The sequence below is a fragment of the Roseateles sp. P5_E8 genome, assembly GCF_054177665.1.
Genome location: NZ_JBGCUM010000052.1, coordinates 1 through 22156, shown reverse-complemented (window position 1 = coordinate 22156; position 22156 = coordinate 1). Strand labels below are relative to the sequence as shown.

At 69.0% G+C, this 22156-nt stretch carries 22 protein-coding genes; 14 read left to right on the top strand and 8 right to left on the bottom strand.

The annotated features are described in order from the left end of the window. Positions 1–66 precede the first annotated feature (66 nt). The 14 genes from ACXRVZ_RS22390 to ACXRVZ_RS22325 all read left to right on the top strand — a co-directional run bounded on the left by ACXRVZ_RS22390 (position 67) and on the right by ACXRVZ_RS22325 (position 14656). On the top strand, positions 67–441 hold the full coding sequence (locus ACXRVZ_RS22390) for a type II secretion system protein (RefSeq protein WP_457425807.1): 375 nt from the start codon (positions 67–69) through the stop codon (positions 439–441). Continuing rightward, the gene (locus tag ACXRVZ_RS22385) at positions 441–956 is read left to right on the top strand and encodes a type II secretion system protein (RefSeq protein WP_458232838.1); all 516 of its coding nucleotides are present in this window, start codon (positions 441–443) and stop codon (positions 954–956) included. The genes ACXRVZ_RS22390 and ACXRVZ_RS22385 overlap by 1 nt, the downstream gene beginning before the upstream one ends. A 38-nt stretch (positions 957–994) precedes the next feature. After that, entirely contained in the window at positions 995–1555 is a 561-nt protein-coding gene (locus tag ACXRVZ_RS22380) for a type IV pilus modification PilV family protein (protein ID WP_457425811.1), read from the top strand. After that, entirely contained in the window at positions 1542–2342 is an 801-nt protein-coding gene (locus ACXRVZ_RS22375; protein WP_457425813.1) for a PulJ/GspJ family protein, read from the top strand. The genes ACXRVZ_RS22380 and ACXRVZ_RS22375 overlap by 14 nt, the downstream gene beginning before the upstream one ends. 2 nt (positions 2343–2344) lie before the next feature. Beyond that, complete coding sequence (locus tag ACXRVZ_RS22370; protein WP_457425815.1) at positions 2345–2788, top strand: agglutinin biogenesis protein MshP; 444 nt, start codon at positions 2345–2347, stop codon at positions 2786–2788. Beyond that, positions 2785–6408 carry a DUF6701 domain-containing protein gene (locus tag ACXRVZ_RS22365; protein ID WP_457425817.1) on the top strand — a complete coding sequence of 1208 codons (3624 nt, stop codon included), beginning with the start codon at positions 2785–2787 and terminating at the stop codon, positions 6406–6408. Before ACXRVZ_RS22370 ends, ACXRVZ_RS22365 begins: the two co-directional genes overlap by 4 nt. Continuing rightward, positions 6408–7403, top strand: coding sequence for a hypothetical protein (locus tag ACXRVZ_RS22360; RefSeq protein ID WP_457425819.1), 996 nt, complete (start codon positions 6408–6410; stop codon positions 7401–7403). The genes ACXRVZ_RS22365 and ACXRVZ_RS22360 overlap by 1 nt, the downstream gene beginning before the upstream one ends. Next, a complete protein-coding gene (locus ACXRVZ_RS22355; RefSeq protein ID WP_457425821.1) occupies positions 7403–8080 on the top strand; it encodes a hypothetical protein in 678 nt (225 codons plus the stop codon). Before ACXRVZ_RS22360 ends, ACXRVZ_RS22355 begins: the two co-directional genes overlap by 1 nt. After that, positions 8077–8787, top strand: a complete 711-nt coding sequence (locus tag ACXRVZ_RS22350) for a hypothetical protein (RefSeq protein ID WP_457425823.1) — start codon at positions 8077–8079, stop codon at positions 8785–8787. Before ACXRVZ_RS22355 ends, ACXRVZ_RS22350 begins: the two co-directional genes overlap by 4 nt. Then, positions 8784–9185 carry a hypothetical protein gene (locus ACXRVZ_RS22345; protein WP_457425825.1) on the top strand — a complete coding sequence of 134 codons (402 nt, stop codon included), beginning with the start codon at positions 8784–8786 and terminating at the stop codon, positions 9183–9185. Before ACXRVZ_RS22350 ends, ACXRVZ_RS22345 begins: the two co-directional genes overlap by 4 nt. Then, the gene (locus tag ACXRVZ_RS22340; RefSeq protein ID WP_457425827.1) at positions 9182–10948 is read left to right on the top strand and encodes a secretin N-terminal domain-containing protein; all 1767 of its coding nucleotides are present in this window, start codon (positions 9182–9184) and stop codon (positions 10946–10948) included. Before ACXRVZ_RS22345 ends, ACXRVZ_RS22340 begins: the two co-directional genes overlap by 4 nt. A gap of 477 nt (positions 10949–11425) precedes the next feature. Continuing rightward, complete coding sequence (locus ACXRVZ_RS22335) at positions 11426–12700, top strand: hypothetical protein (RefSeq protein ID WP_457425829.1); 1275 nt, start codon at positions 11426–11428, stop codon at positions 12698–12700. 15 nt (positions 12701–12715) lie between these two features. Further along, positions 12716–13111 (top strand): hypothetical protein, encoded by a 396-nt coding sequence (locus ACXRVZ_RS22330; protein ID WP_457425831.1) that lies wholly within the window; start codon positions 12716–12718, stop codon positions 13109–13111. Between the two features lie 36 nt (positions 13112–13147). Then, on the top strand, positions 13148–14656 hold the full coding sequence (locus ACXRVZ_RS22325; protein ID WP_458232837.1) for a methyl-accepting chemotaxis protein: 1509 nt from the start codon (positions 13148–13150) through the stop codon (positions 14654–14656). Positions 14657–14705: 49 nt separating this feature from the next. Here the strand turns inward: ACXRVZ_RS22325 and ACXRVZ_RS22320 are convergent, their stop codons facing one another. The 8 genes from ACXRVZ_RS22320 to ACXRVZ_RS22285 form a co-directional block, all read right to left on the bottom strand. Further along, positions 14706–15926 (bottom strand): glucuronyl esterase domain-containing protein, encoded by a 1221-nt coding sequence (locus ACXRVZ_RS22320; RefSeq protein WP_457425835.1) that lies wholly within the window; start codon positions 15924–15926, stop codon positions 14706–14708. Continuing rightward, positions 15926–16339, bottom strand: coding sequence for a VOC family protein (locus ACXRVZ_RS22315; protein WP_457425837.1), 414 nt, complete (start codon positions 16337–16339; stop codon positions 15926–15928). Before ACXRVZ_RS22315 ends, ACXRVZ_RS22320 begins: the two co-directional genes overlap by 1 nt. Before the next feature lie 20 nt (positions 16340–16359). After that, a complete protein-coding gene (locus ACXRVZ_RS22310; RefSeq protein ID WP_458232836.1) occupies positions 16360–18216 on the bottom strand; it encodes a right-handed parallel beta-helix repeat-containing protein in 1857 nt (618 codons plus the stop codon). A gap of 74 nt (positions 18217–18290) precedes the next feature. Then, a complete protein-coding gene (locus ACXRVZ_RS22305) occupies positions 18291–19172 on the bottom strand; it encodes a DMT family transporter (RefSeq protein ID WP_457425841.1) in 882 nt (293 codons plus the stop codon). Continuing rightward, positions 19169–19663, bottom strand: a complete 495-nt coding sequence (locus tag ACXRVZ_RS22300) for a methylated-DNA--[protein]-cysteine S-methyltransferase (RefSeq protein WP_458232835.1) — start codon at positions 19661–19663, stop codon at positions 19169–19171. Before ACXRVZ_RS22300 ends, ACXRVZ_RS22305 begins: the two co-directional genes overlap by 4 nt. After that, positions 19660–21102 (bottom strand): Ada metal-binding domain-containing protein, encoded by a 1443-nt coding sequence (locus tag ACXRVZ_RS22295; RefSeq protein WP_457425845.1) that lies wholly within the window; start codon positions 21100–21102, stop codon positions 19660–19662. The genes ACXRVZ_RS22300 and ACXRVZ_RS22295 overlap by 4 nt, the downstream gene beginning before the upstream one ends. Positions 21103–21179: 77 nt before the next feature. Further along, positions 21180–21944, bottom strand: coding sequence for a substrate-binding periplasmic protein (locus ACXRVZ_RS22290; RefSeq protein ID WP_457425847.1), 765 nt, complete (start codon positions 21942–21944; stop codon positions 21180–21182). A 40-nt stretch (positions 21945–21984) separates the two neighbouring features. Continuing rightward, a partial coding sequence (locus tag ACXRVZ_RS22285) for a LytTR family DNA-binding domain-containing protein (RefSeq protein WP_458232843.1) occupies positions 21985–22156 on the bottom strand: 172 nt, incomplete at its 5' end.

The following is a 22156-nucleotide window of genomic DNA, read 5'->3' as shown; positions in this document are numbered from 1 at the left end:
GCCATGGCTGGCCGATAGTCCTGCCACTCCCCGGACGACAGCGCTTCTGCGCAAGAAGGACTCCCCATGAACAAGTCTCAACAAGCTGGTTTCACCCTCATCGAGCTGGTGATGGTCATCGTGATCCTGGGCGTGCTGGCTGCGGTCGCACTGCCCAAGTTCGTCTCCGTCGATGCGGACGCCAAGCAGGCTGCCGTCAGTGGCGTGGCCGGCGCTCTCAGCTCCGCCTCGGCCATCAACTACGCCAGCCGCAAGGCCAATAGCAGCAAGGGCAATGCCGTCGGCAATTGCCAGGACGTCGCCACTTCCCTGCAAGGCGGCCTGCCCAGCGGCTACACCATCGCCACGGCTGCGATCACGCCGGTCGACACCACGAAGACTGACTGCACGGTCACCGGCAACAGCCTGACGGCCAACTTCACGGCCACCAGCATCAACTGATGTCTGCGCCACGCAGCATGCGTGGCCTGGCACGCCGGACAGCCGGCTTGCCAAAACCGGCTGGCGGCTCCAACCGTCGCCAGCACGGCTTCACGCTGATCGAGCTCATCCTCGTCATCGTGATCACGGCCGCCCTGGCGGTGTTCGCCCTCCCCAAGGTGGTGGACACGACGCTGTGGCGGCTGCGTTCGTTTGGCGACGACCTGATGGCCCGCCACCAGGGCATGCTGCGGCTGGCCCTGCAGCAGCGCCGGCCCATCGTCGCCACCATCACCGGCTCGGGCGTCAGCTGGGCCTACGGCAGCGGCGCCAGCCTGGGCTCCCTGCCCTGCCYCGCCACCGAGTCGCCCTGCATCGCCGAGGGCGGCAGCCGCACCGTCACGTTCAACAGCGCCAACGGCGGCAGCATGGTGACGAGCACGGCCGCAAGCCTGACCGTCACCGTGGCCTACGGCAGCTACAGCCAGGCCTACCGTGTTGAGACCGACACGGGGCTGATCTATCCCCTTCCTTGACGCTTGGGCCACGCGAACCCTGGGCTAGCATGAAGCGCATGCACCTCCCTCGCCGGGCCCAGGGCCTCACGCTGATCGAGCTGCTGATGTTCATCGTCGTTGTGGGCATTGCGCTGGCCGCGATGCTGCGAGTCTTCACCGCCGCCACGATGGCCAGCGCCGACCCCATGATCCGCCGCCAGCAGCTCGCCATTGCCGAGTCGCTGCTGCGCGAGGTGCAGCTGATGCCGTTCACCTGGTGCGACCCCACAGGCGACACCAATGTCGAGACCGCCACTTCGACAGCTGGCTGCGCGAGCCTGGTGGAAGGCAGCGGCCCCGAAGCGGGCCAGACACGCTATGGGCCGACCAACTACTTCGACAACGTCAACGACTACGCCGGTTTTTCCATGACCGGCATCCGTGACCTCTCCAACACCGCCGTGACCGGCCTGTCCGGCTACACGGCCAGCGTGGCCGTCGCCGCCGCCGCGCTGGACTCGCTGACCGCCGGCAGCGGCGACGCGCTGAAGATCACCGTCACCGTCTCTGGCCCTGACAGCAGCAGCATCGTGCTGCAAGGCTGGCGAACCCGCTATGCGCCTAATGCGCCGTACTGAGGCGGGCTTCACCCTGATCGAAGCGGTCATGGTGATCGCCATCACCGGCGTCGTCATCGCCATGGTGGCCATCTTCATCGTGCCGTCCATCACGGCCTACTTCGCCAGCGCCACGCGCGCCCAGCTCGGCGACGAGGCCGACACCGCGCTGCGCCGCATCAGCCGCGACCTGGCCGCCGCCCTGCCCAACAGCGCCCGCGTTACGGGCCAGAACCAGAGTCTGGAGCTGATCCCGGTCAGCGGCGCGGCGCGCTACGCGGTCGGCACCGAGGCCGGCAACCCGCTGCTGTTTGGCACGGCCGACACCAGCTTCGCCATCGTCGGCCCGGCCCTGCCCCTGGCCACCGGCAACCAGCGCCTGGCCTGGTACAACCTCGGCCCCGGCGTGCCCGACGCCGACGCCTACACCCAGGCCAATGTGCGCGTCTCGTCCACGGCGGCCGGCAACGCAACCACTGTGACCATTGCCGGTGCGGCTCTGCCCAACTCGCTGCAGGCGCCGCCCTACCGCGTCTACGCCATCGAGCAGCCGGTCACCTACCGTTGCGACACCACGGCCGAGACCTTGACGCGCTACAGCGGCTATGGCTTCGTGAGCAGCCAGCCCAATCCGCCCGTGGGCGGCAGTGCCGCGGTGCTGGCCCGCCATGTGAAGAGCTGCTCCTTCAGCTACGACACGCCGGCCATCACCGCGCGGTATGCGCTCGTGACCTTGAGCATCCAGCTCGGTGCCCAGAGCGAGACCGTCACGCTGTATCACACCGTCCACGTGGACAACCTGCCCTGACCATGCAAGCTCGCGGCTTCACGATGATGTCCATGCTTTTCATCCTGGTGGCCCTGGCCGCCCTGGGCGTGGCCCTGGCATCGCTGAGCCAGCGCCAGCAGATGGGCTCGGCCGGCGAGCTGGCGGCAGCCAAGGCCTACCAGGCGGCGTTTGCCGGCCTGGAATGGGGCAGCCACCAGATCCTGCGCGCCGGCGGCCAGCCGGCCTGCTTTGCGACGCGCAGCTTTGCATTGCCCGATCAGTTGAGCGGTTATACCGTCACCGTCACCTGCGCACGCACGCCCGGCGCGGGCACGGTGGCCGACGATGGCCAGAACCATGCCTTCTACACACTGCTCGCGACGGCGTGCAACATCCCCGCCAGCGGCGCCTGCCCCAACGCAGGCACGACCGAGCAAACCTATGCCGAGCGCCAACTCACCCGCAGCCTGAGCCTGAGCCAATGACCCGCAGGCTCCGTTCATTCCTGGCCATCGTCGCCCTGGCCCTGCCCACGCTGGCCGGCGCGGTGGCCTATACCTTCCCGGGCAGCATGCCGGCCGGCTGCAGCGGCAGCAGCGGCAACTACACCTGCCCCGGTGGCAGCAGCCTGGCCTATGGCGACACGGTCACCATCAGTGGCACCAAGCCGGCCACGATCACCATCAACGGCAACTTCAGCACCGACACCTCCCAGATCAACCAGAGCGGTCTTGCCAGCGACCTGAACGTCATCGTCAACGGCACGCTGACGCTGGGCTACCAGCACAAGGCCAAGGCCAACATCACGGCCAACAGCGTCACCGACGCAGGCGGTGGCGGCGTCGTCATCACCGGCAACCTGACTGCCAACAGCAACGGCAACATCTCGCTGGCCTACCAGACCACGGTGTCCGGCAACGTCTCCACCAGCGGCACCGGCACCATCACGACGCCGCAGTCGGGCAGCATCGGCGGCAACGTCACGGGCGGCTCGGGCGCCATCAGCATCAGCGAGGCGGGCACGGTGGCCGGCAGCGTGACGAGCACCGGCGGCAGCATTACCCTCGTGCAGAACTCAGTCGTCTCCGGCAATGTCAGCGCTGGCGCGGGCGCCGTCGACCTCGGCTTCCAGGCCAGGGTGAACGGCAACCTTGGCAGCACCGGCGCCATCACGACGGGCCAGAGCGCCTACATCGGCGGCAACATCACCGGCGGCGCCGGCAACGTCTCCATCGGTTACGGTGCCAGCGTCGTCGGCACGCTCACCACCAGCAGCGGCACCATCAGCTTTGCCCAGGCCGCCACGGCTTCGGCCTGCGTCAAGTCCACCGGCAGCGCCAGCATCACGTTGGGCTACCAGAGCAGCATCAACAGCGTCTGCTGCGGCAGCAGTTGCACCAGCAGCTGCGTCGTCAACAACAGCACCTACTCCATGCCAGCCACCTGCGCGGGCACGACGCCAACGCTGGTCTCCGGCGAGCGCTACAGCTTCGAGTCATACGACGTGCCGGGCTCCTACATCCGCCACAGCAACTACATCGGCTACATCGCGCCGGTGTCGGCCAGCAGCGACTCGCTGACGAGGAACGACAGCACCTTCATCGCCCGCCCCGGGATCACGAACTCGGCGTGCTGGTCGTTCGAGTCGGTGAACCTCCCCGGCTACTACCTGCGCCACAACAACTTCGTCCTGAAGCTCAACACCTACAGCGCGACAGCGCCCTACCCGGCTGACGCCACGTTCTGCCTGCGCAGCGGGCTCGCCAATGCATCGGCGATCAGCTTCGAGGCGACGAACTACGCGGCCTACTATCTGCAGCACAAGGTCGACACCAGCATGATCCTGGCGACCGTCGACGGCACCGCCGCCGTGAACGGCCGCGCCACGTTCTACCCACGCCCCGGCCTGGCGCCGGTGGTCGAACACTACGAACTGTCTGTGCCGAGCGCCAGCCTGGCCTGCCAGGCGTCGACGCTGACGGTGACGGCCTGTGCCGATAGTTCCAGCCCATGCACGAGCCCGGTCACCAACTTCGCCGGCCAGACGGCAACGCTCGCCACGACGGCCGGGACGCTGGGCTCGGGCACCGTCACCTTCAATGCGAGCGGCAGCGGGACGACGACGCTCGGCTACGGCGCCGCCAGCAACGGCAGCACGGCGACCGTGACGCTGTCAGGCGAGAGCACGCTCGCCACATCGGCACGCCGCTGCTGCGCCGACGGCACGAGCTGCAGCGCCGCCAACAGTTGCTCCACCGCGTTCAGCACCGCCGGCTTCATCATCTCCAACAGCGTGAACGGCGCCGCCACCACCGTGCCGGCGCAGACCGCCGGCACGCCTTCGGGCAGCTGGGTGCTGCGGGCGGTGAAGACGAACACGACGACCAAGGCCTGCGAAGCCGCGTTGAGCGGCTCGACAGCGGTGAACTGGGGCGTGCAGTGCAACGACCCCACGACCTGCTCCAGCGGCAACCGGATGACGCTGACCGGCAGCAGCGCGGTGGCGGTGGCCGGCAATGCCAATGGCAGCAGCGGCGCCAGCACCGCCGTGACGATGAACTTCGATGCCAACGGCAACGCGCCGTTCAGCTTCAACTACGCGGACGTCGGCAGGGTCACGCTGCTTGCCAGCAAGGCCGCGAGCGGCTCGCTGGTGGCGGCCTTGAGCGGCAGCAGCAACAGCTTCGTCGTCAAGCCGGCGGGCTTCGTGCTGTCGTCGATCCGCTGCACCAGCTACGCGGCCGGATCCTGCGCGACCTCGGCCATCGCCAGCCCCGGCAACAATCCCGGCGCGGCCTCGGCCACCGGCAGCGCCTTCATGGCGGCCGGCCGGCCGTTCTCGGCCACCGTGACGGCTGTGGACGCAGGCGGCAACGCGACACCAAACTACGGCAGGGAGACAGCGCCCGAAGGCGTGACCCTCACTGCCGCGCTGGTGCAGCCTGCAGGCGGCAACGCGCCCGCGCTGACCAACCCAAGCGCCTTCGGCACTTTCAGCGGCGGTGTTGCGACTGGCACCACCTTCGCCTGGCCCGAGGTCGGCATCGTCACGCTGACACCTGCGGTGGCCGACGGCAGCTACCTCGGCGCCGGCAACATCACCGGCACGGCGAGCGGCAACGTCGGTCGTTTCATCCCGGCCGGCTTCGCGCTCAGCGGCCCCAGCATCGCGCACCGCATCAACCAGTCCTGCGCGGTCGCCTCCGCCTTCACCTACCTGGACGAGGACTTCAGCCTCGGCTTCACGCTGACGGCGCAGAACCTCAGCGGCGCGGCGACGCAGAACTACGTCGGCAGCTTTGGCAAGCTGGTGCTGACCACCGCCGCCAACTTCAACCTCGCCGGCATCGACGGCGCCACGCAGTTCAAGACCGGCAACGCCTCGCTGGTGCTGGGCAACAGCGCCAGCGTCAACGGCTGGGTCAACGGGTCGGCTGCCGTCACGCTGGCTGCCAGGGCCGCGCGCACCACCACGCCCGCCGGCCCCTTCGACAGCGCCGACTTCGGCGTCGCCCCATTGGACCCCGACGGCGTGACGATGATGTCGCTGGATCTCAACAGCGACGGGATTGCCGGCAACGACACCTTCAAGGTGGGCAGAATCCCTCTGCGCTTCGGGCGGCTGCGGCTCCAGAATGGCATGGGGCCGGCCAACCGCAAGCTCAACCTGGCGCTCGACGCGCAGTTCTGGAACAGCACGGCCTACAACACCAACACCTTGGATTCCTGCACCCGCATCAGCGCCACCAACCTCAGCTTCGGCAACCTGCGCAAGACGCTGGTGGCGAGCGATGCGGCCATGGTCGGCACGTCGGTGACGGTGGCGAGCGGCAAGGGCAGCATCACGTTGGCCGCACCCGCGCCCGGCCATGTCGGCAGCCTGGACGTGGCCATCGCGCTGGACACAGCGACACCGCCCACCGACCTCTCCTGCCTCAAGACGCAGGCCGGCTGGACAGCCGCCAAGGCCGCCACCGCCGGTGGCAGCCAGACCGCCCTGCGCGGCCCCTGGTGCGGCAATGCCTTCAGCGACCCCGGTGCCCGCGCCACCTGGGGGCTCTACCGCGGCGCCGACGGCGTGCTCTACCAGCGGGAGAACTATTGATGCGTTGGCCCTGGCAACCCCGCCGCAGCGGCCAGCGCCTGCTGGTGCGCCGCGCCGGCAGCCAGCACGCCTTCGTGCTGACCGACGGTGCGCCGGGTGAGGAGCCCGCACGCCTGCTGCGTTGGGGCCTGCTGCCCGAGGCAAGACCCGTCCCCGCCGGCGAGGCCATCGCGCTGCTGGACCCTGCGGACTACCAGATCCTCAAGGTCGACACGCCCAACGTGCCGCAGGAGGAGCTCAAGGCCGCCGCTCGCTGGCAGATCAAGGAGATGGTGGACGTGGATGTCGCCGAGCTGACGCTGGACGTCATGCACGTCGGCGGCGACGTCGAGCGCACCAACACCACCAGCCCGCGCCAGCTCTTCGTCGTGGCCGCGCGCAACCAGGCCATCAAGGCGCTGACCCGCAGCGCTGCGGCTTTCAGCGACCAAATCGGCATCGTCGACATCTGGGAGACGGCGCTGCGCAACCTGCTGGCCGCCCAGGCCCGCGCCGACGACCTCACCGCCCGTGCCTGCGCCGCCGTGCTCATCGACGCCCAGCACTGCCTGCTGGTCGTCTGCGCCGGCGACGAGCTCTTCTACACGCGCCGCCTGGAGGGCGACCCCACGCTGCTGGCGCGCGCCCGCGGCGAGCAGGCGGAGCCGGCCTCGGCGGATCTGCCGCTGGGTTTCGAGTACCAGCCCGGCGGCACCTTCGACAGCGGCAATACGCAGGAGTCGCCGCTGGTCGTCGAGCTGCAGCGCTCCATCGACGTCTGGGAGCGCAGCTGGCCCGACCTGCCGCTGGCGCGGCTCTATGTGCTGACCGCGGCGCATGGCGCCGACGTCGCGTCGCTGATCCAGCGCGAGCTGGGCCAGCGCACGGTGGCGCTCGACCCCCTCGCGGCCTTCGCCGCCGATGCGCCGCCGCCCGAGGGCGATGCGACCCAAGCCCTGGCCGCCTGCATGCCCCTGCTGGGCGCCGCACTGCGCACGGAGACAAGAAAGCTCTGATGGCCCAGCAGATCAACCTCCTCACGCCCATCCTGCTGGCCCCCAAGCGCTATTTCTCGGCGCTGACGCTGGTGCAGGCCACCGGGCTCTTGCTGGTCGTGGGCCTGGGCACTGCCCTGTGGCTGCAGCAGCGTGACCGCCGCGCCGAGGCCGAGCACCAGGCCTTGCTGGCCCAATACGCGACCGAGCGCCAACAGCTCACCGTGGCCCGTGCCGGCCTGCCCGTGCCGCTGGATGGTGCCGCCGCGCAGCAGCAACTGCTGCCGCTGCAGGCCGGCAACGACGAGCGCCGGGCACTGCTGCAGGCACTGGGCGCAGACGGTGGAGCCAGGCCTGGCCAGCGCCATTCCGACCTGCTCGCCCTGATCGCGCGCAGCCTGCCCGAGGCCGCCTGGCTGGGCGAACTGCATTACGCGCCGGGCCGGGTCGAACTCGTCGGCGGCACACTGGACACGGCCGTGCTGCGGCCCTGGCTGGGCCAGCTGGCCGGCCACCCGCTGCTGGCCGGCCAGGCGCTGTCAGCCCTGCGCGTGGAACGCCTGGGCGCACCGGGCACCGCCGCTGACAGCAACCCGCTGCTGTCCAGCACCAGCCCGGTGGCCCGGGCGGGCCTGCCGGTGTGGGCGTTTCGCGTCGTCAGTGCGCCGGCCCAGGCGGCATCGGGGGCGGCGCAATGAAAGCCTCCACGCCCATCAATCTCGCGCCACTGAAAGCGCGCTGGGAGCGCCAGGCCAAGCGCATCGACGCCCTCAGCCTGCGCGAGCGCGCCATCATCTTCATCAGCATTGCGGCGGTGCTGGCGGCCCTGTTCGACACCCTGGTGCTGACGCCGCTGTCCGCCCGCAACAAGCTGCGTGCCGAGGCCCAGGCCAGCCAAGCGGCCGAGGTGACGCAGCTGCGCGAGCAGTTCGTGGCCGCCAGCAGCAACGTCAATGACCCCGCCGGCCAGTTGCGCGGCCAGCTCGACGCCGCCCAGGCCGAGCGCCTGCGCCTGGATGCCGAACTGCGCAAGGCCGGCTCGGTCGGCGGCGGCGGCGAGGGCCTGTCCGCCGTGCTGCAGCGCCTGCTGGGCCAGCAACCCGGCCTGGTGCTGGAGCGGCTGGCGCTGCTGGGCGACATGCCCGTGGCCCTGCCCGCGATGCCCGCCGTTGCCGCCTCGGCGCCGGCGGCCCGCCCGGCCACACTGCCCCAGATGCCGGGCATGAGCTGGCAGGGTGTCGAGCTGCAGGTGCTGGGCCGCTATGGCGACATCCAGCGCTATCTGCAGGCGCTGGAGCGCGAACTGCCCGGGCTGCGCTGGGGCGACATGCAGCTGAGCGCCTCGGGCAACAACGAGCCGCCGCGGCTGCGCGCACAGCTCTTCCTGCTGAAGGTGCAGCCATGAGATGGATCGCACTGCTGCTGGCCGCACTCTCGAGCCTCGCTCAGGCCCAGGACGCAAGCCGTGACCCCACGGCCTTGCCCGCCACGCTGCGCAATGCCATCGCCGCCGCCGATGCTGCGTCCTCGCCCGCCTCCGGCGCCGAGCCCGCACGCGCCGGCATCCGCCAGGTCGTGTTCGCCAACGGCCGAGGCTATGTCGTGCAGCGCGGCCGGCGCTTTGCCGTGGGCGAGCTGCTCGACGGCGCCCGCATCGAGCGCATCACCGAGCAGGCCGTGTGGCTGCGCGAGGCCGGCCAGGTTCGCCGTGAACCGCTGTACGGCGGCGTCGAGAAGCGGCCGCCCCCCGCACCGGCATCGCTCAAGCCGGCGCCCAAGAAATCCAAGGAGAAGCAGCCATGAAGGCCCCCGCCCCTCGTCTTCTGCTGTTGAGCGCGGCCATGGCCTTGCTTGCAGGCTGTGCCGACAAGCCTCTGCGCGTGGCCCAACCCAGCCAGTCGCTGCGTGACGAGCTGCAGGCCCAGCGCAGCGCAGCACCGGCACCAGTCGCCTCGGCTCCCGAAGTGCAAGCGGTTCCCGTGCCGCCGCCACCGCCCGCCCTGCCGCCCGAGCCGCGCTTCGACCTGATCGTCAACGGCGCACCCGCGCGCGACGTCTTCCTGTCCCTGGTGACCGACACGCGCTACAGCATGCTGGTGCACCCGGCCGTGTCGGGCCAGTTGTCGGTCACGCTCAAGGGCGTCACGCTGCGCGAATCGCTGGACGCCATCCGCGACGTCTACGGTTTCGACTACAGCATCGACGGCCGCCGCATCACCGTCTTCCCGCCCACGCTGCAGACACGCGTCTTCACCCTCAACGCGCTGGCCCTGCAGCGCAGTGGCCGCAGCGAGGTGCGCGTCAGCTCCGGTGCCGCGCCGGCCAGCAGCCAAGGTAATGGCAGCACCAGCGGCAACGCGTCCGGTGGCAGCGCCAGCACCTCGCAGCAGCAGGAGAGCAGCCAGCTCAGCACCAAGGTCGCCAGCGACTTCTGGGGCGAGACGGCCACGGCGCTGAAGGCGCTGGTGGGCGGCGGCGAGGGCCGCACCGTCATCACCAGCCCGCAGACCGGCACCATCGCCGTGCGCGCCATGCCGGAGGAGTTGCGCCACGTCGAGACCTGGCTCAAGGCCACGCGTGTGGCCGTGGAGCGCCAGGTCATGCTGGAGGCCAAGATCGTCGAGGTGGAACTGCGCGAGGGCTACCAGAGCGGCATCGACTGGTCGCGCATCGGCGACCGCGGCGCCATCGGCCAGACCAGCGTCAACCCCTCCACGCCGACCGGCGTCAACAGCATCATCAACCCGCTCGTCAGCAACGCGCGCGGCCTGCCGACGCTGTCCACCGGCACGCAAAGCCCGAGCTGGCCCGACCTCATCCCCCTGCCCTCCGCCGGCGGCGGCACCTTCGGCCTGGCGCTGGCGCGCGGCGGTTTCCAGGCGCTGCTGAGCTTCATCGAGAGCCACGGCGACACGCAGATCCTTTCCAGCCCGCGCATCGCCACGCTGAACAACCAGAAGGCCGTGCTCAAGGTCGGCACCGACGACTACTTCATCACCGGCATCAGCGGCAGCAACAGCGGCAGCAACAGCAGCAACACCGGCACCAACGGCACGACCAACCAGATCCCGACGCTGACGCTGACGCCTTTCTTCAGCGGCATCGCGCTGGACGTGACGCCGCAGATCGACGCGGACATGGTCACGTTGCACATCCACCCCTCGGTGTCCAACGTGACCGAGAAGGTCAAGCAGGTCGACCTGGGCTCGGTGGGCAACTTCCGCCTGCCGCTGGCCAGCGCCAGCGTCAACGAGACCGACACGGTGGTGCGCATCCCCGACGGCCACATCGTCGCCATTGGCGGCCTGATGCAGATGGAAGCCACGCGCCGCGGCTCGGGCGTGCCGGGCGCCGACGGCAACCCCATCACGTCGCTGCTGTTTGGCAACCGCGCCAACAACGGCCGCAAGCGTGAGCTGGTGGTGCTGATCAAGCCCAGCATCATCCGCACGGCGGAGGACTGGGAGCAGCACAACCGGCTGGTCAGCGAATCGCTGGACGACACGGCGAACCGGTCGCGCCGGGTGATCCGCCTGGACGGGACGGCGGAGCCGCGGCCGAAATAGACTTTGATGGCGGCGGGTCGGGCGCGAAGCATCTCGTCGGCTCGATCAGCCGGCCCCAGCTGCCGAATGCCTTCGCGAAGCCTTGCTTCGTGACGGATTGCCTTGACTTTTGGCATCCTGGTTTTCCACGTTTCGCGCAGTTAGCAGGCGCGCAACGGATTGGTGATTACCAGCATAAGCGTGACGCAATCGTCTTGCGGTCAGGCGATGCGAGGCCGATCATTCAATCACTTTCACGGCGGGCGAAGCCCCGCAATCCGCCCAGTCGCACTCGCGCCGCCCAAGGCACTCCGCGATCGCGACGACGCCCCACTCCCCCCGCGCATCTGTCTTYGGTCCGCCACGCGAGCCTGCTAACGCCCACCTGAAATCGGCCGATTTCATGTGGGTTCGCCAGTCGCTTTGGATGGAGCGAGTCCGGGCTACTGTCGTGGCCGGACCCTTGGGGCTTGTGCAACTTACACCGCAAGGAAACACATGACTTTGAAACTTACTGCCGTCGCGCTTGCCGCTCTCGCGGCGATGGCGACATCCACCAGCCATGCCGAAGGCATCGACTTCAAGTTCAGCGGCTTCGGCACGCTGGCCGGCGTGCACTCCAGCGAACGCAGCGCCGATTACGTCGCGACGCGCTTCCAGCCCAACGGTGCGGGCTTGACGCGCAGCACCGATTTCGGCACCGAGACCAAGCTCGGCGCACAGGTGAGCGCCAAGCTGGGCGACAAGGTCTCGGCCGTCGTGCAGGTGATCTCCCAGCACCAGGCCGACAACTCGTTCCGGCCGCTGCTGGAGTGGGCCAACGTCAAGTACCAGTTCAACGAGTCGCTCAGCTTCCGCGCTGGCCGCATTGCGCTGCCGTCCTATCTGCTGTCCGAGTCGCGCTTCGTCGGCTACGCCAGCCCCTGGGCGCATGCGCCTGGCGAGGTCTACAGCGTGCTGGCGGTCACGAGCAATGACGGCGTCGACGCCACCTGGCGCCAGAGCTTCGGCGAGGCCAACAACACGTTTCAGGTCTTCTACGGCAACGGCAGCAGCAAGCTGCCCACCGGCAAGGCCAAGTCGAAGCCGACCTGGGGGTTCAACGACTCCATCGAGATCGGCTCGCTGCTGGTGCGCGCCGGCTACACCAACGTCAACCTGGACCTGCAAATTGGCAGCCTGGCGCCGCTGTTCGCTGGCATGACGCAGTTCGCCGCCGGTGCCGGCGCGGTGCCGGTTCCGGCCTTCCAGAACTCGGCCGCGCAAGCGCTCGCGCTGGTCGAAAAATACCGGCTCGACAGCATGAAGCTGTCGGCGGTGGTGGTGGGCCTCAACTACGACCCGGGCGAGTGGTTCGTCATGAGCGAGCTGGTGGCCTTCAAGGGCGACGGCTTCCTGTCGGACAGCACCTCCTGGTATGTCACCGGCGGCTATCGCATCGGCAGCTGGACGCCGTACGTCACGGTCGCCAGCACCAAGGCTCACATTGATGCTGAGGCCGGCATCACTGCGGCCGACGGCACGCCGTTGGCCACGGGTGCCGCAGGCATCAACGCGGGCATCAACGCCACGCTGAAACAGTTCAACGGCTCGCAGGATTCGCTGTCGGCCGGCGTACGCTGGGACGTGGTGCGCAACGTGGCATTGAAGCTGCAGGTCGAGCGCGTGAGCGTCAAGAATGGATCCAACGGCCGCTTCGCCAACGTGCAGCCGACGTTCCCGGTGAATGCCAAGGTCAATCTCGTGACCGTGGCCGCCGACTTCGTCTTCTGATCACCGGGAACCGCCATGAAAGCAAGCATTCTTTTCCCTATGGCGCTGCTGGCATGCGCCACGGTGCAGGCGGCCGATCTGGTCGTCATCACCCACCCCAGCGCCGGCGCACTGACCAAGGACCAGGTCGCTCAGATCTTCCTCGGCAAGAGCGAAACCTTCACGCCCATCGACCAAAACGAGTCCTCGCCGGTCTACGCCGAGTTCTACAAGAAGGCCACCGGCCGCGACGTGGCGCAGGTCAAGTCGACCTGGTCGCGCATCGTCTTCAGCGGCAAGGGCGAAGCGCCCAAGCAGTTCGCCGATTCGGCGGCGGTCAAGAAGGCCGTCGCGGCCAACCCCAAAAGCGTTGGCTACATCGAAAAGTCCGCAGTCGACGCCACGGTGAAAGCTGCCGTGTCGCTGGACTGACCTGCCGACGCGCATTTCCCGGTTGAAGGTTCGCACATGAAGTTTCGAAGCAAGATCTGGATGCTGCCGCTGGTTGCGGCAGCGGTGTTCGTCGTCGGCATGGCGATCAGCTATGTCGTCGGGGCTCGCACCTCGGCGTCGCTGCATCAACTGCGCGTCGTCGACAACCCGGTGCTCGACCACATGCAACGCGTGGATCGAGGTGTCGAGCAGTTCCGCCTGACGCTGCAGTCCGCTGCTGCCGAAGGGGACATCGACAAGCTGACCGAGGTGCAGGCCGTCGTCGCCAAGACCAGCGAAGTGCTGGCCTCGATGGCGAAGATCGAGGGCAAGGCCGATCTCGCTCGCGAGGTCCAGTCGGCCTTCGATCCCTACCAGTCCGCAGCACTGGGCGCCACGCGCGCGATGCTCGGCAAGGGCGAGGTGGGCGACCAGGTCAAGCGCATGCAGGCTTCCCAGGTCAAGCTGACCGAGGTCCTGAAACAGCGCAGCGACGAAGCGCTGCAGGCCACGCTGGACCGCCAGGCCGAAGCCGACCGCGGTGTGCAGAAGGCGCTGTGGGTCAACCTGGCCACCGGGCTGGCAGTGCTGGCGGTGCTGGGCTTCGCATCGAGGGCGGTCATCAACTCGGTGTGGCGGGATCTGGGCGACGAGCCCACGGCGCTGCACGAGACGATGCGCCACATCGCCGACGGCAATCTGCAGGTGCATGTCGCCGTGACGGCCGGGGACGATCATTCGCTGAACGCCGCGTTGGCCGAGATGGCCGGCAAGCTGCGCGAGACTATCGGCCAGATCCGCCAGGCGACCGATTCGATCGCCACGGCGTCGAGCGAGATCGCCTCCGGCAACCAGGACCTGAGCGTGCGCACCGAAGCGACCGCGTCAAGCCTGCAAGAAACCGCTTCGTCGATGGACACCCTGACGGAAAGCGTGCGCCACAGTGCCGAGTCGGCCCAGCAAGCCACCCAGATGGCCGGTGCAGCGGCCGAAGCCGCGCATCGGGGCGGTGGCATCGTCGCCAAGGTCATGACGAGCATGGAAGAGATCAACACCTCCTCGCGAAAGATCGGCGAGATCATTGGCGTGATCGACAGCATCGCCTTCCAGACCAACATCCTGGCGCTGAACGCCGCAGTGGAAGCCGCGCGCGCCGGCGAACAAGGTCGCGGTTTTGCCGTGGTGRCAGCCGAAGTGCGCACCTTGGCCCAGCGTTCGGCGCAGGCTGCACGCGAGATCAAGACCCTCATCGTCGCCTCCGGCGAGAAGGTCGAGAGCGGCTCGAGGCTGGTGCAAGGCACCGGCGAGGYGATGAAGGAAATCGTCAACGGCGTGCAGCGAGTGACCGACATCATTGGTGAGATCAGCGCCTCGGCGAACGCACAGTCTGGTGGCATCGGCAAGGTCAACCAGGCCGTGGTTCAGCTGGACCAGATGACGCAGCAGAACGCCGCCCTCGTAGAAGAGTCGGCCGCCGCCGCCGCCAGCATGCGCGAACAGGCCGCCGCGCTGGCGAGTGCTGTGGCGACCTTCCGCGTGAGCTGAACGGCTACGCCAGAAGCAATCGACCAGCCTTGGCGCGAACCCGGCAAGCTCAGTCCAGCGCGGGCGTCTTCCAGGGCATCCAGCGGCTGCGCTCGACGGGGAAGCTGCCGTCTGTGTGCACGACGTTGGTGTCGACGCCGGTCTGGCCCTTGAGAAAGCGGTCGACGAAGGCATTCACCTCCACGGCCTGCGCGGCCGGCAGCACGCAGTGGTTGTGCCCACCGACCTGCGAGACGCCCATGCTGTCGGTGGCGCCCAGCGCGGTCCAGATCTCGCGGGCGGCCAGCGCGGCGGTGTAGGTGCTCTGGTTGCCCAGCCACTCCATGGACGTGTTCTCGATGACCAGCAGGCCACGCGGCGCCACCAGGCCCAGCACCTGATGGTGGTCGTAGGGCAGGCGCGCAGCGCTGGCGCCGAACTGCCCGAAGCTGCTTCGGAACCAGACGTTCTCCTGGACGATCTGGCCCAGGGTCTGCACGTTCTGGCCGGCGGCCTTCTGGGCATCCGAGACGCGCCAGGCCGCCGTGCCGCCCGAGCCGCTCTCCTGCACGATGGTCAGCGCAAGGCGCTCGTCCAGCGCGCCTGCCATCAGCGCGCCCTTGCCGTTGCGGGAGCAGCCGGTCACGCCCAGGCGGCCGGCGTCAATGCCCGGCAGGCCACCGAGTGCAATCGCGTCGATCAGGCGGCTCACGCCCCAGGCCCAGCCCACCAGCGCGCCCGCGCCTTCGCTCTGCGGGTGCAGCGTGAAGAACTTGCCCAGGTTGCGCGAGGTGCCGCCCGCCTGCTGGGCGATGTCGTCGTTGGGGAAGTTGATGAGGGCCACACCGCGCTGCAGCAGCTCGGCGTTGTTCAGCGATGACCGGCCGATGCCGATCAGCGCCGGGTAAGGCGGCGTGCCCGTGCTGGGCCACTGCACGCTGGCCACGAAGCTGATGCCGCGCCCGGCGTCCTTCACGGTGACGGTCAGCGAAGCGCCGTCGCTGCTGGAGCTGACGCTGCCGGCGACGGGTGCGGGCTTCTCGCCCAGTTCGTAGGCCTGCAATTGCCGGCTGACCTCCCTGCGCCGGCAGGGCCAGTCGACCTTGCGCGTCAACGCCGCGCCACTGCGACTCAGGAAAGGGTCGGGCAACGCTGCGACGGCCGGCAGTTCGCCGTAGGCCGCGATGGGTGTCGACACGCAGCCCGTCGCCGCGTCCTCAGGGCGCGGCGACGCGGCGTACACCGCATCGCAGGCCAGTGCCGCGCACACGGCCAGCGTCGCGCCTTTCATCACCAGTCCGCCTCCATCGTGCCACCATGCACCTGCATGCTCTTGTCGGTGTAGCAATGGACTTCGAACTTGTTGCCGTCGGGGTCCTCCAGCCAGATCTGCCAGGTGAAGTCGCCGCCCAGCTTTGCCGGCGTGTAGGCCACGCCTTGCGCATCGAGGTAGGCCATCAGGCCCGCCAAGTCTTCGGTTTCCAGGCAGAAGTGGACGATGCCGTTGTTCACCACGGGGCCGCGCTCGGGCTCCTCGAACAGCTCCAGGTAGCAGGCGTCGGCGATCTGCAGGTAGCGGCCGAAGTCCCTGCCCTTGCGGGTGAAGTGGAAGACCTCGGTGAAGCCCAGCCTCTTGTAGAACGCCAGCGAGCGCGGCAGGTCGCTCACATGCAGGCAGACATGGGCAATGCGCTTGAAGTGCATGGCAGCTCCTGAAAACGGTCTCAGCGCGACGCCGGCAGCGCGCCCGGCAGATGGGTGGCTTCCCAGCCCAGCAGCTTGCGCACCTCAGGCGCCACCGGCAGCGGCTGCACGCCCTCCGGCACCCGCGCCAGTTCGAAGCGGCGCAGCTCCGGGCTGCTGAACACGGCGCCTTCGTAGGCCAGCAGCGCCCTGCCCTTGGCCTCCACGCCCGGCACGGCCTGGCGGAAGTCGTCGAGGTTGGCGAACGTCGTCTGGCAGGGTGTGCCCGCTGGCCCTGCAATTGGCGCCCAACTCACCAGCGGCTGGCCGCTGCCGGAGCGCACGTAGACATTGCCATCGACACGCGTCGTCATGGCCTGCGTGACCTTGCCGCAGGTGACCTGTGCCTGCTCGAAGCGCAGCAGCGGGCCCTTGACGCCGGCATCGGCCACCAGCAGATTGCCCTCGAAGACATGGCCCACGCGCTCGTTCACGTCCGGCCCGGTCTGCGGATGCCAGCCGAAGTGGTCGCCCTGGGCGCTGCGCTCGGTACGGTCGATCAGCACCGGCGAGTTGACGAAGGTGTTGTGATGAATCTTGGCACCTGCGCTGTTGAGGATGCGGGCGCCCTGCTGGTTGTTGACGAACACATTGCCGGCCACCGTCAGGCCCTTGGAAATCTCGAAGAAGACGCCGGCCATCGTGCCTTCGACATGGTTGTTGACGAAGACACCGTCGTGGTTGCCGACGTCCCACCAGACGCCGTTGGAATACGGCTGCTCGACGACAAGGTTGTCGCGCACGACGACGCGGTGCGACTGGTTGAAGATCTTCACCGCCGATGGGAAGTAGCCGGTCAGCCGCTCGACGTTGTTGCGCCGGATGATGTTGCGCTCCAGCAGCACGTCCGACGAACCGATGACGTAGATGCCTTCGGTGCTGGTGTCGCTGATGAGCGAGTTGCGGATGACGAGCTTGTCGCCGCGGAAGTAGCCGGCCACGCGCGAGCAGTGCGTGATGGTGACGTTCTCCAGCAGCGTGCCAACGACCTCCTTGCCGTGTTCGGATTCCGGCGATGGGCCGACCGGGTCGTCGGTCGGTTCTTCCGACACCAGCGTGGACGGCTTCTTGCCCTCGATGTCGATGGCGCGGTAGGCGTATTGCGTGAAGGTGATGCCGCGCAGCGTCGGGCCCTTGCGGTCGGAGGCCTTGCCATGCACTGGCCGCGAAGGGCGGTGCAGCGCGATGTCATGGGCGGTGATCTCGATCAGCTTTCCGGCCGGGTTCACGCCGATGTAGACATGGCCCTTGGCGTAATCGATGTAGTAGCCCTTGCTGCCCATCTCGCCCGGCCAGCCGGCGGACTGCAGCGCCTCGCCGTCGATGAAGATCATGTCGTTGTTGAAGCGGTGCAGCGGCGTCAGCGCGCCTTCGCGCTCGGGCCGCCACCAGCCCATCGGCTGCGCGGGGAAGAGCGTCGCCCACTTGGTGCGCCAGACGTTGTTGGGCAGGCTCTCCCACTCGGTGGCCACGCGCGTGCCCTTGAGCACCGGCATCTCGTCCAGGTAGGGCTGGATGGTGATGCCCTGGTTGAGCTGCAGGCCACCGGTGCGGTAGGTGCCGCCACGCATGACGATGGCGTCGCCGGTGACGACGCGGGCTATCGCCGCTTCGATGGACGTGGCCTCGTTGACGGACGCGCCGGAGGCCTCGGCCTTGCCGTCAGGCGCGACGAAGTAGACGTGAGCCGCCTTGGGCACGGCGTAGCGCTGCGGGATGGGGCCATAGGGGCCGCCGGAAGGTTGCGCAACCGCAGCGGCGCCAAGCAGTTGGGCCACCAGCAGGCCAAGAGCAGCGGCCCAGCGGCGCAGGCTAGGGGAAAGGAACGGGCTTGTCATGCAGTCTCCATGCGCATCAAAGGTAGCGCTACCAGTCGTTATGACCGCACGCTACCATGACTCGGCACCTGGAGTCAGCGCGGCTTGCCGCCCACCAGCCCGAGCGCCAGCGCAATGCCCACCAGCACGATGGCGCCGCCGGCCACCATCTGCGCCGTGACGGCCTCGCCCAGGAAGAGCGCGCCCCACACGATGGCGAACAGCGGGATCAGGAAAGTCACCGACACCGCATTGGTCGGCCCGACACGGCTCATCAGGCGGAAGTAGAGGATGTAGGCCAGGGCCGTGCACAGCGCCGCCAGCGCCAGCACGGCGCCCCAGGCCACCGCACCCGGCGGGACCGCCGGCCAGAGCCAGGCGGCGGGCAGCGCCAGCATCAACGCGGCGGCGAACTGGCTGCCGGTGGCAACGACCAAGGGCGCGGCGCCGCTCAGAAAGCGCTTCGTCGCGTTGGCGGCCAACCCGTAGCAAAGCGTGGCGCCCAGGCAGGCCAGCACGGCCCAGAAACCGCTGTGGTCCGCGCCCGGCTTGAAGCTGGCCTTGTCCCAAGCCAGGAAGGCCACGCCGGCAAAACCGATGACCAGGCCCAGCACGCGCAGCCGGGTCAGCCCCTGGCGCAGCCAGACGAAGGCGACCACGGCCGTCCATAACGGTGTGGTCGCGTTGACGATGCTGGAAAGCCCGGCCGTGATGGACAGGGCCGCGAAGGTGAAGAGCACGAAGGGGATGGCACTGTTCAGCGCGCCGACGAGCAGCAGGCCCTTCCAGTGCGTGCGCAGCTCGGCCAGTTGCCCGCGCGCGGCCAGCAGCGGGATCAGCAGGGCGCTGGCCAGGCCCACGCGCATGGCGGCCAGCGCGATGGGACCGAACTCGTGGGCGCCCAGGCGCATGAACAGGAAGGACGCGCCCCAGAGCGCCGCCAGCAGCACCAGCTCGCCAATGTCGAAAGCCTTCATGCGGCGGCGCCTTCCAGCGTCAGCAAGGCTTTCTTGCGGTCGAGGCCGCCGGCATAGCCGGTCAGCGAGCCATCAGCGCCGACGACGCGATGGCAGGGCACCAGCACCGAGATCGGGTTGCGGCCCACGGCGGCGCCCAGCGCGCGGGCAGCGCTGGCCCGGCCCAGCCGCCCGGCGAGCGCGCCGTAGGTCGACGGCTGGCCGGGCGCGATGGCCAGCAAGGCCTGCCAGACCTCGCGCTGGAAGGCCGTGCCCGCCGGGTCCAGCGGCGGCAGCTCGAAGGGCTTGCCGTTGAAATAGGCCGTCRGGGCTGCGGCAGTGGCCGACAGCACGGCATCGCTGCCGTCGTCCTCAGGCACGCCCAGTTCGCCGGGGTGGTGCTTCTGCCCGTCGAACCACAGGCCCGACAGGCCGGCGGCGCTGCGTGCGGCGGTCAGCGGGCCGAGGGGCGTCGCGATGCGGCGCTGCAGGATGTGATGGCTACTGCTCATGAATGTCTCCAGAGATGCAGGACGGCGTAGCTGCGAAACGGGCGATATTGCTCCGCCGCTGCCAGATACGCCTTGGACGAAAGCAACGGGCCCGGGCCACTGAGGGCCTTGCGCAGCACGACATCGCCGGGTGGGAAGGCATCGGGCCAGCTCCAGCCGCGCATCAGCATGTAGCCGGCCGTCCAGGGGCCGATGCCGGGGATCTGCGTCAGTTCCTCGGCGGCCGCTTCTGCGCTGCCCTCGCGGCGCGCAAAGGCCAGCGTCGGCCACGCTGTTGCCAGCGCGATGAGGCCGTCGGCACGGCGGCCGATGATGCCCAGCGAGGCGATGTCGTCGCGGGTTGCGGCGGCGATGCGTTCGGGCGTGGGGAAAAGACGCTGGCAGCCCTCGGGGGCGTCCGGCAGCGCCTCGCCAAAGCGCTCGACGAAGCGGCCCGCCAGCGTCCGCGCGGCGGCCACCGTGACCTGCTGGCCCAGCACCGCGCGCACCGTCAGCTCGAAGCGATCCAGGCAGCCCGGCAGGCGCTGGCCCGGCACGCCGCCCTCGCCCAGGGCGGCGGCGATCGCCAGGGGGTCGGCGTCCAGGTCCAGCCAGCGGCGCAGCAGCGGCAGCAGCGAGCCCACCGCCGGCCACAGCGTGGGCGACAGCTCGACGCCAATCTCGCCGGCCTTGTCGAAGCGCACGCGCAGCCAGCCGGCATGGCGCTGGCCGGCATGCGTCAGGGCCAGCGAGCGGGTGACGGCGCCCTCCTCCACTTTCTCGACGCCGGCAACGGCGCGCGGTGCGAGGAAGGCGAGGACGCCGGCGACGTCATACGGCTCGCGATAGCTCAGCCGCAGCCGCGAAACGGGTGTGTTGCTGCCGCCTTCACGACGGAGGGCGGTGGGCTGCAGCCGGTAATGCTCGATGAAGGCTGCGTTGAAGCGGCGCAAGCTCGCAAAGCCGGCCGCGTAGGCGACCTCCTGGACGGGCAGCGTGCTGTCGGTCAGCAGCGCCTTGGCCAGCAGCAGGCGGCGCGTCTGCAGGTATTGCAGCGGCGACACGCCGTGCTCGGTCTGGAAGATGCGGCGCAGGTGCCGGCTCGTGATGCCGAGGTGTTTGGCCAGGTCCTCGACGCTGGCCTCGGCGTCGTCACAGGCATCCAGCCACGCGGCGGCCTGCTGGGCCAGCGTGCGCGAGGCGTCCATCGTCGTCCACGGCAGCGCGCGCGGTGCCAGTTCGGGCCGGCACTTCATGCAGGGGCGAAAGCGCTCCGCCTCGGCCTGGGCGGCCGTCGAGAAAAAGCGGCAGTTCTCGCGCTTGGGAAGCCGCACGCGGCAAACCGGGCGGCAGTAGATGCCGGTGGACGTGACACCCACGTAGAGCCGCCCGTCGAAGCGCGCGTCATGCGCTTGCAGGGCAGCGTAGGCGGCGTCTGGCGGGAGGGTTTCTGACAGCATGCAGCCAGTCTAGGCGCCGGCCTTCGCTGCGGCTGGCCGTTTTCGGACACCCAGGCGCGGCATGCTGCCACGCGATGTCAGTGCTTGTCGGTGGGGAAGTAGCGGCGGCGCAGGCGGGCGACGCTGCCGTCGTCCTCCAGGTGCTGATAGGCCTTCTGCCAGAGCTGGGCTTCCTCGGGTGCCAGCCCGAGTGACGCGGCGATGTAGAGCGTGGCGCCGCCGAGCACCTGCTGGGTCGTGAACTGTTGGCGCCCGTAGCCGTACTCGCTCATGGCCGCCTCGATCATTGGCGCCCCGGCATAGACGACATCCAGGGCGCCCGCGACGAGCAGGCGCAGCAGGTCCCGGTAGTCCTTGCCTTCGACGATGGTCTTGAACTGCTCTGCCTGCAGGTTGCGCACGATGGGCGACCCGCGCAGGATGCCCACCCGCAGGGGCCGCAACTGGTCCAGGCTCAAGCGCTTGTCAGTGGCGGGCGTGATCAGCACATAGCGCACCGTCATCAATGGCACCAGCCACTGGAAGCGCTGCTCGCGGTCAGGCGTGCGGGCCAGCGGGAAGATGCCGACGCGGTCGCTGCGCTCGACCAGTTGCACAGCGCGCGCCCAGGGGTAGTAGCTCACCTGCGTGGACCGACCGATCTGCTGGGCCATCAGCAGGACCAGGTCATGGGCATAGCCACGCGGGCCGGCGGGTGAGCGCCAGGCAAATGGCGGCAGGTCGCCGGCCACCCATTCCAGCTGYGCCGCGCGCTCGGCCACCTCGTTGGCGTGCTGAGCCAGGGCGGTCGGGGGCGTCAATGCTGTGACGGACAGCAGCAGCAGGTGGCGGCGCAACATCATCGTTGGGGCTCTCGTTGCCCCCCGACTCTAGCGCTGCAACCTACATCGCCTTGAACAGGTGGACATAGGCGCGGCTGACCGGCAATTCGTTGCCCTTGCCGCGAATGCGCACGAACAGCCGGCTCTGCTCGTCGCGGCGCGTGCCGGCCAGGTGGTCGAGGTTGATGATGGTGGAGCGGTGCACCTGCCAGAAGCGGTCGGGGTCGAGCGGG

Bases quoted from the DNA above. Each gene is read 5' to 3' on its own strand.
- ACXRVZ_RS22315 (WP_457425837.1), bottom strand. From the start codon at position 16,339: ATGCACTTCAAGCGCATTGCCCATGTCTGCCTGCATGTGAGCGACCTG.
- ACXRVZ_RS22380 (WP_457425811.1), top strand. From the start codon at position 995: ATGCACCTCCCTCGCCGGGCCCAGGGCCTCACGCTGATCGAGCTGCTG.
- ACXRVZ_RS22375 (WP_457425813.1), top strand. From the start codon at position 1,542: ATGCGCCGTACTGAGGCGGGCTTCACCCTGATCGAAGCGGTCATGGTG.
- ACXRVZ_RS22360 (WP_457425819.1), top strand. From the start codon at position 6,408: ATGCGTTGGCCCTGGCAACCCCGCCGCAGCGGCCAGCGCCTGCTGGTG.
- ACXRVZ_RS22350 (WP_457425823.1), top strand. From the start codon at position 8,077: ATGAAAGCCTCCACGCCCATCAATCTCGCGCCACTGAAAGCGCGCTGG.
- ACXRVZ_RS22370 (WP_457425815.1), top strand. From the start codon at position 2,345: ATGCAAGCTCGCGGCTTCACGATGATGTCCATGCTTTTCATCCTGGTG.
- ACXRVZ_RS22305 (WP_457425841.1), bottom strand. From the start codon at position 19,172: ATGAAGGCTTTCGACATTGGCGAGCTGGTGCTGCTGGCGGCGCTCTGG.
- ACXRVZ_RS22355 (WP_457425821.1), top strand. From the start codon at position 7,403: ATGGCCCAGCAGATCAACCTCCTCACGCCCATCCTGCTGGCCCCCAAG.
- ACXRVZ_RS22335 (WP_457425829.1), top strand. From the start codon at position 11,426: ATGACTTTGAAACTTACTGCCGTCGCGCTTGCCGCTCTCGCGGCGATG.
- ACXRVZ_RS22330 (WP_457425831.1), top strand. From the start codon at position 12,716: ATGAAAGCAAGCATTCTTTTCCCTATGGCGCTGCTGGCATGCGCCACG.
- ACXRVZ_RS22365 (WP_457425817.1), top strand. From the start codon at position 2,785: ATGACCCGCAGGCTCCGTTCATTCCTGGCCATCGTCGCCCTGGCCCTG.
- ACXRVZ_RS22390 (WP_457425807.1), top strand. From the start codon at position 67: ATGAACAAGTCTCAACAAGCTGGTTTCACCCTCATCGAGCTGGTGATG.
- ACXRVZ_RS22320 (WP_457425835.1), bottom strand. From the start codon at position 15,926: ATGAAAGGCGCGACGCTGGCCGTGTGCGCGGCACTGGCCTGCGATGCG.
- ACXRVZ_RS22340 (WP_457425827.1), top strand. From the start codon at position 9,182: ATGAAGGCCCCCGCCCCTCGTCTTCTGCTGTTGAGCGCGGCCATGGCC.
- ACXRVZ_RS22295 (WP_457425845.1), bottom strand. From the start codon at position 21,102: ATGCTGTCAGAAACCCTCCCGCCAGACGCCGCCTACGCTGCCCTGCAA.
- ACXRVZ_RS22345 (WP_457425825.1), top strand. From the start codon at position 8,784: ATGAGATGGATCGCACTGCTGCTGGCCGCACTCTCGAGCCTCGCTCAG.
- ACXRVZ_RS22310 (WP_458232836.1), bottom strand. From the start codon at position 18,216: ATGACAAGCCCGTTCCTTTCCCCTAGCCTGCGCCGCTGGGCCGCTGCT.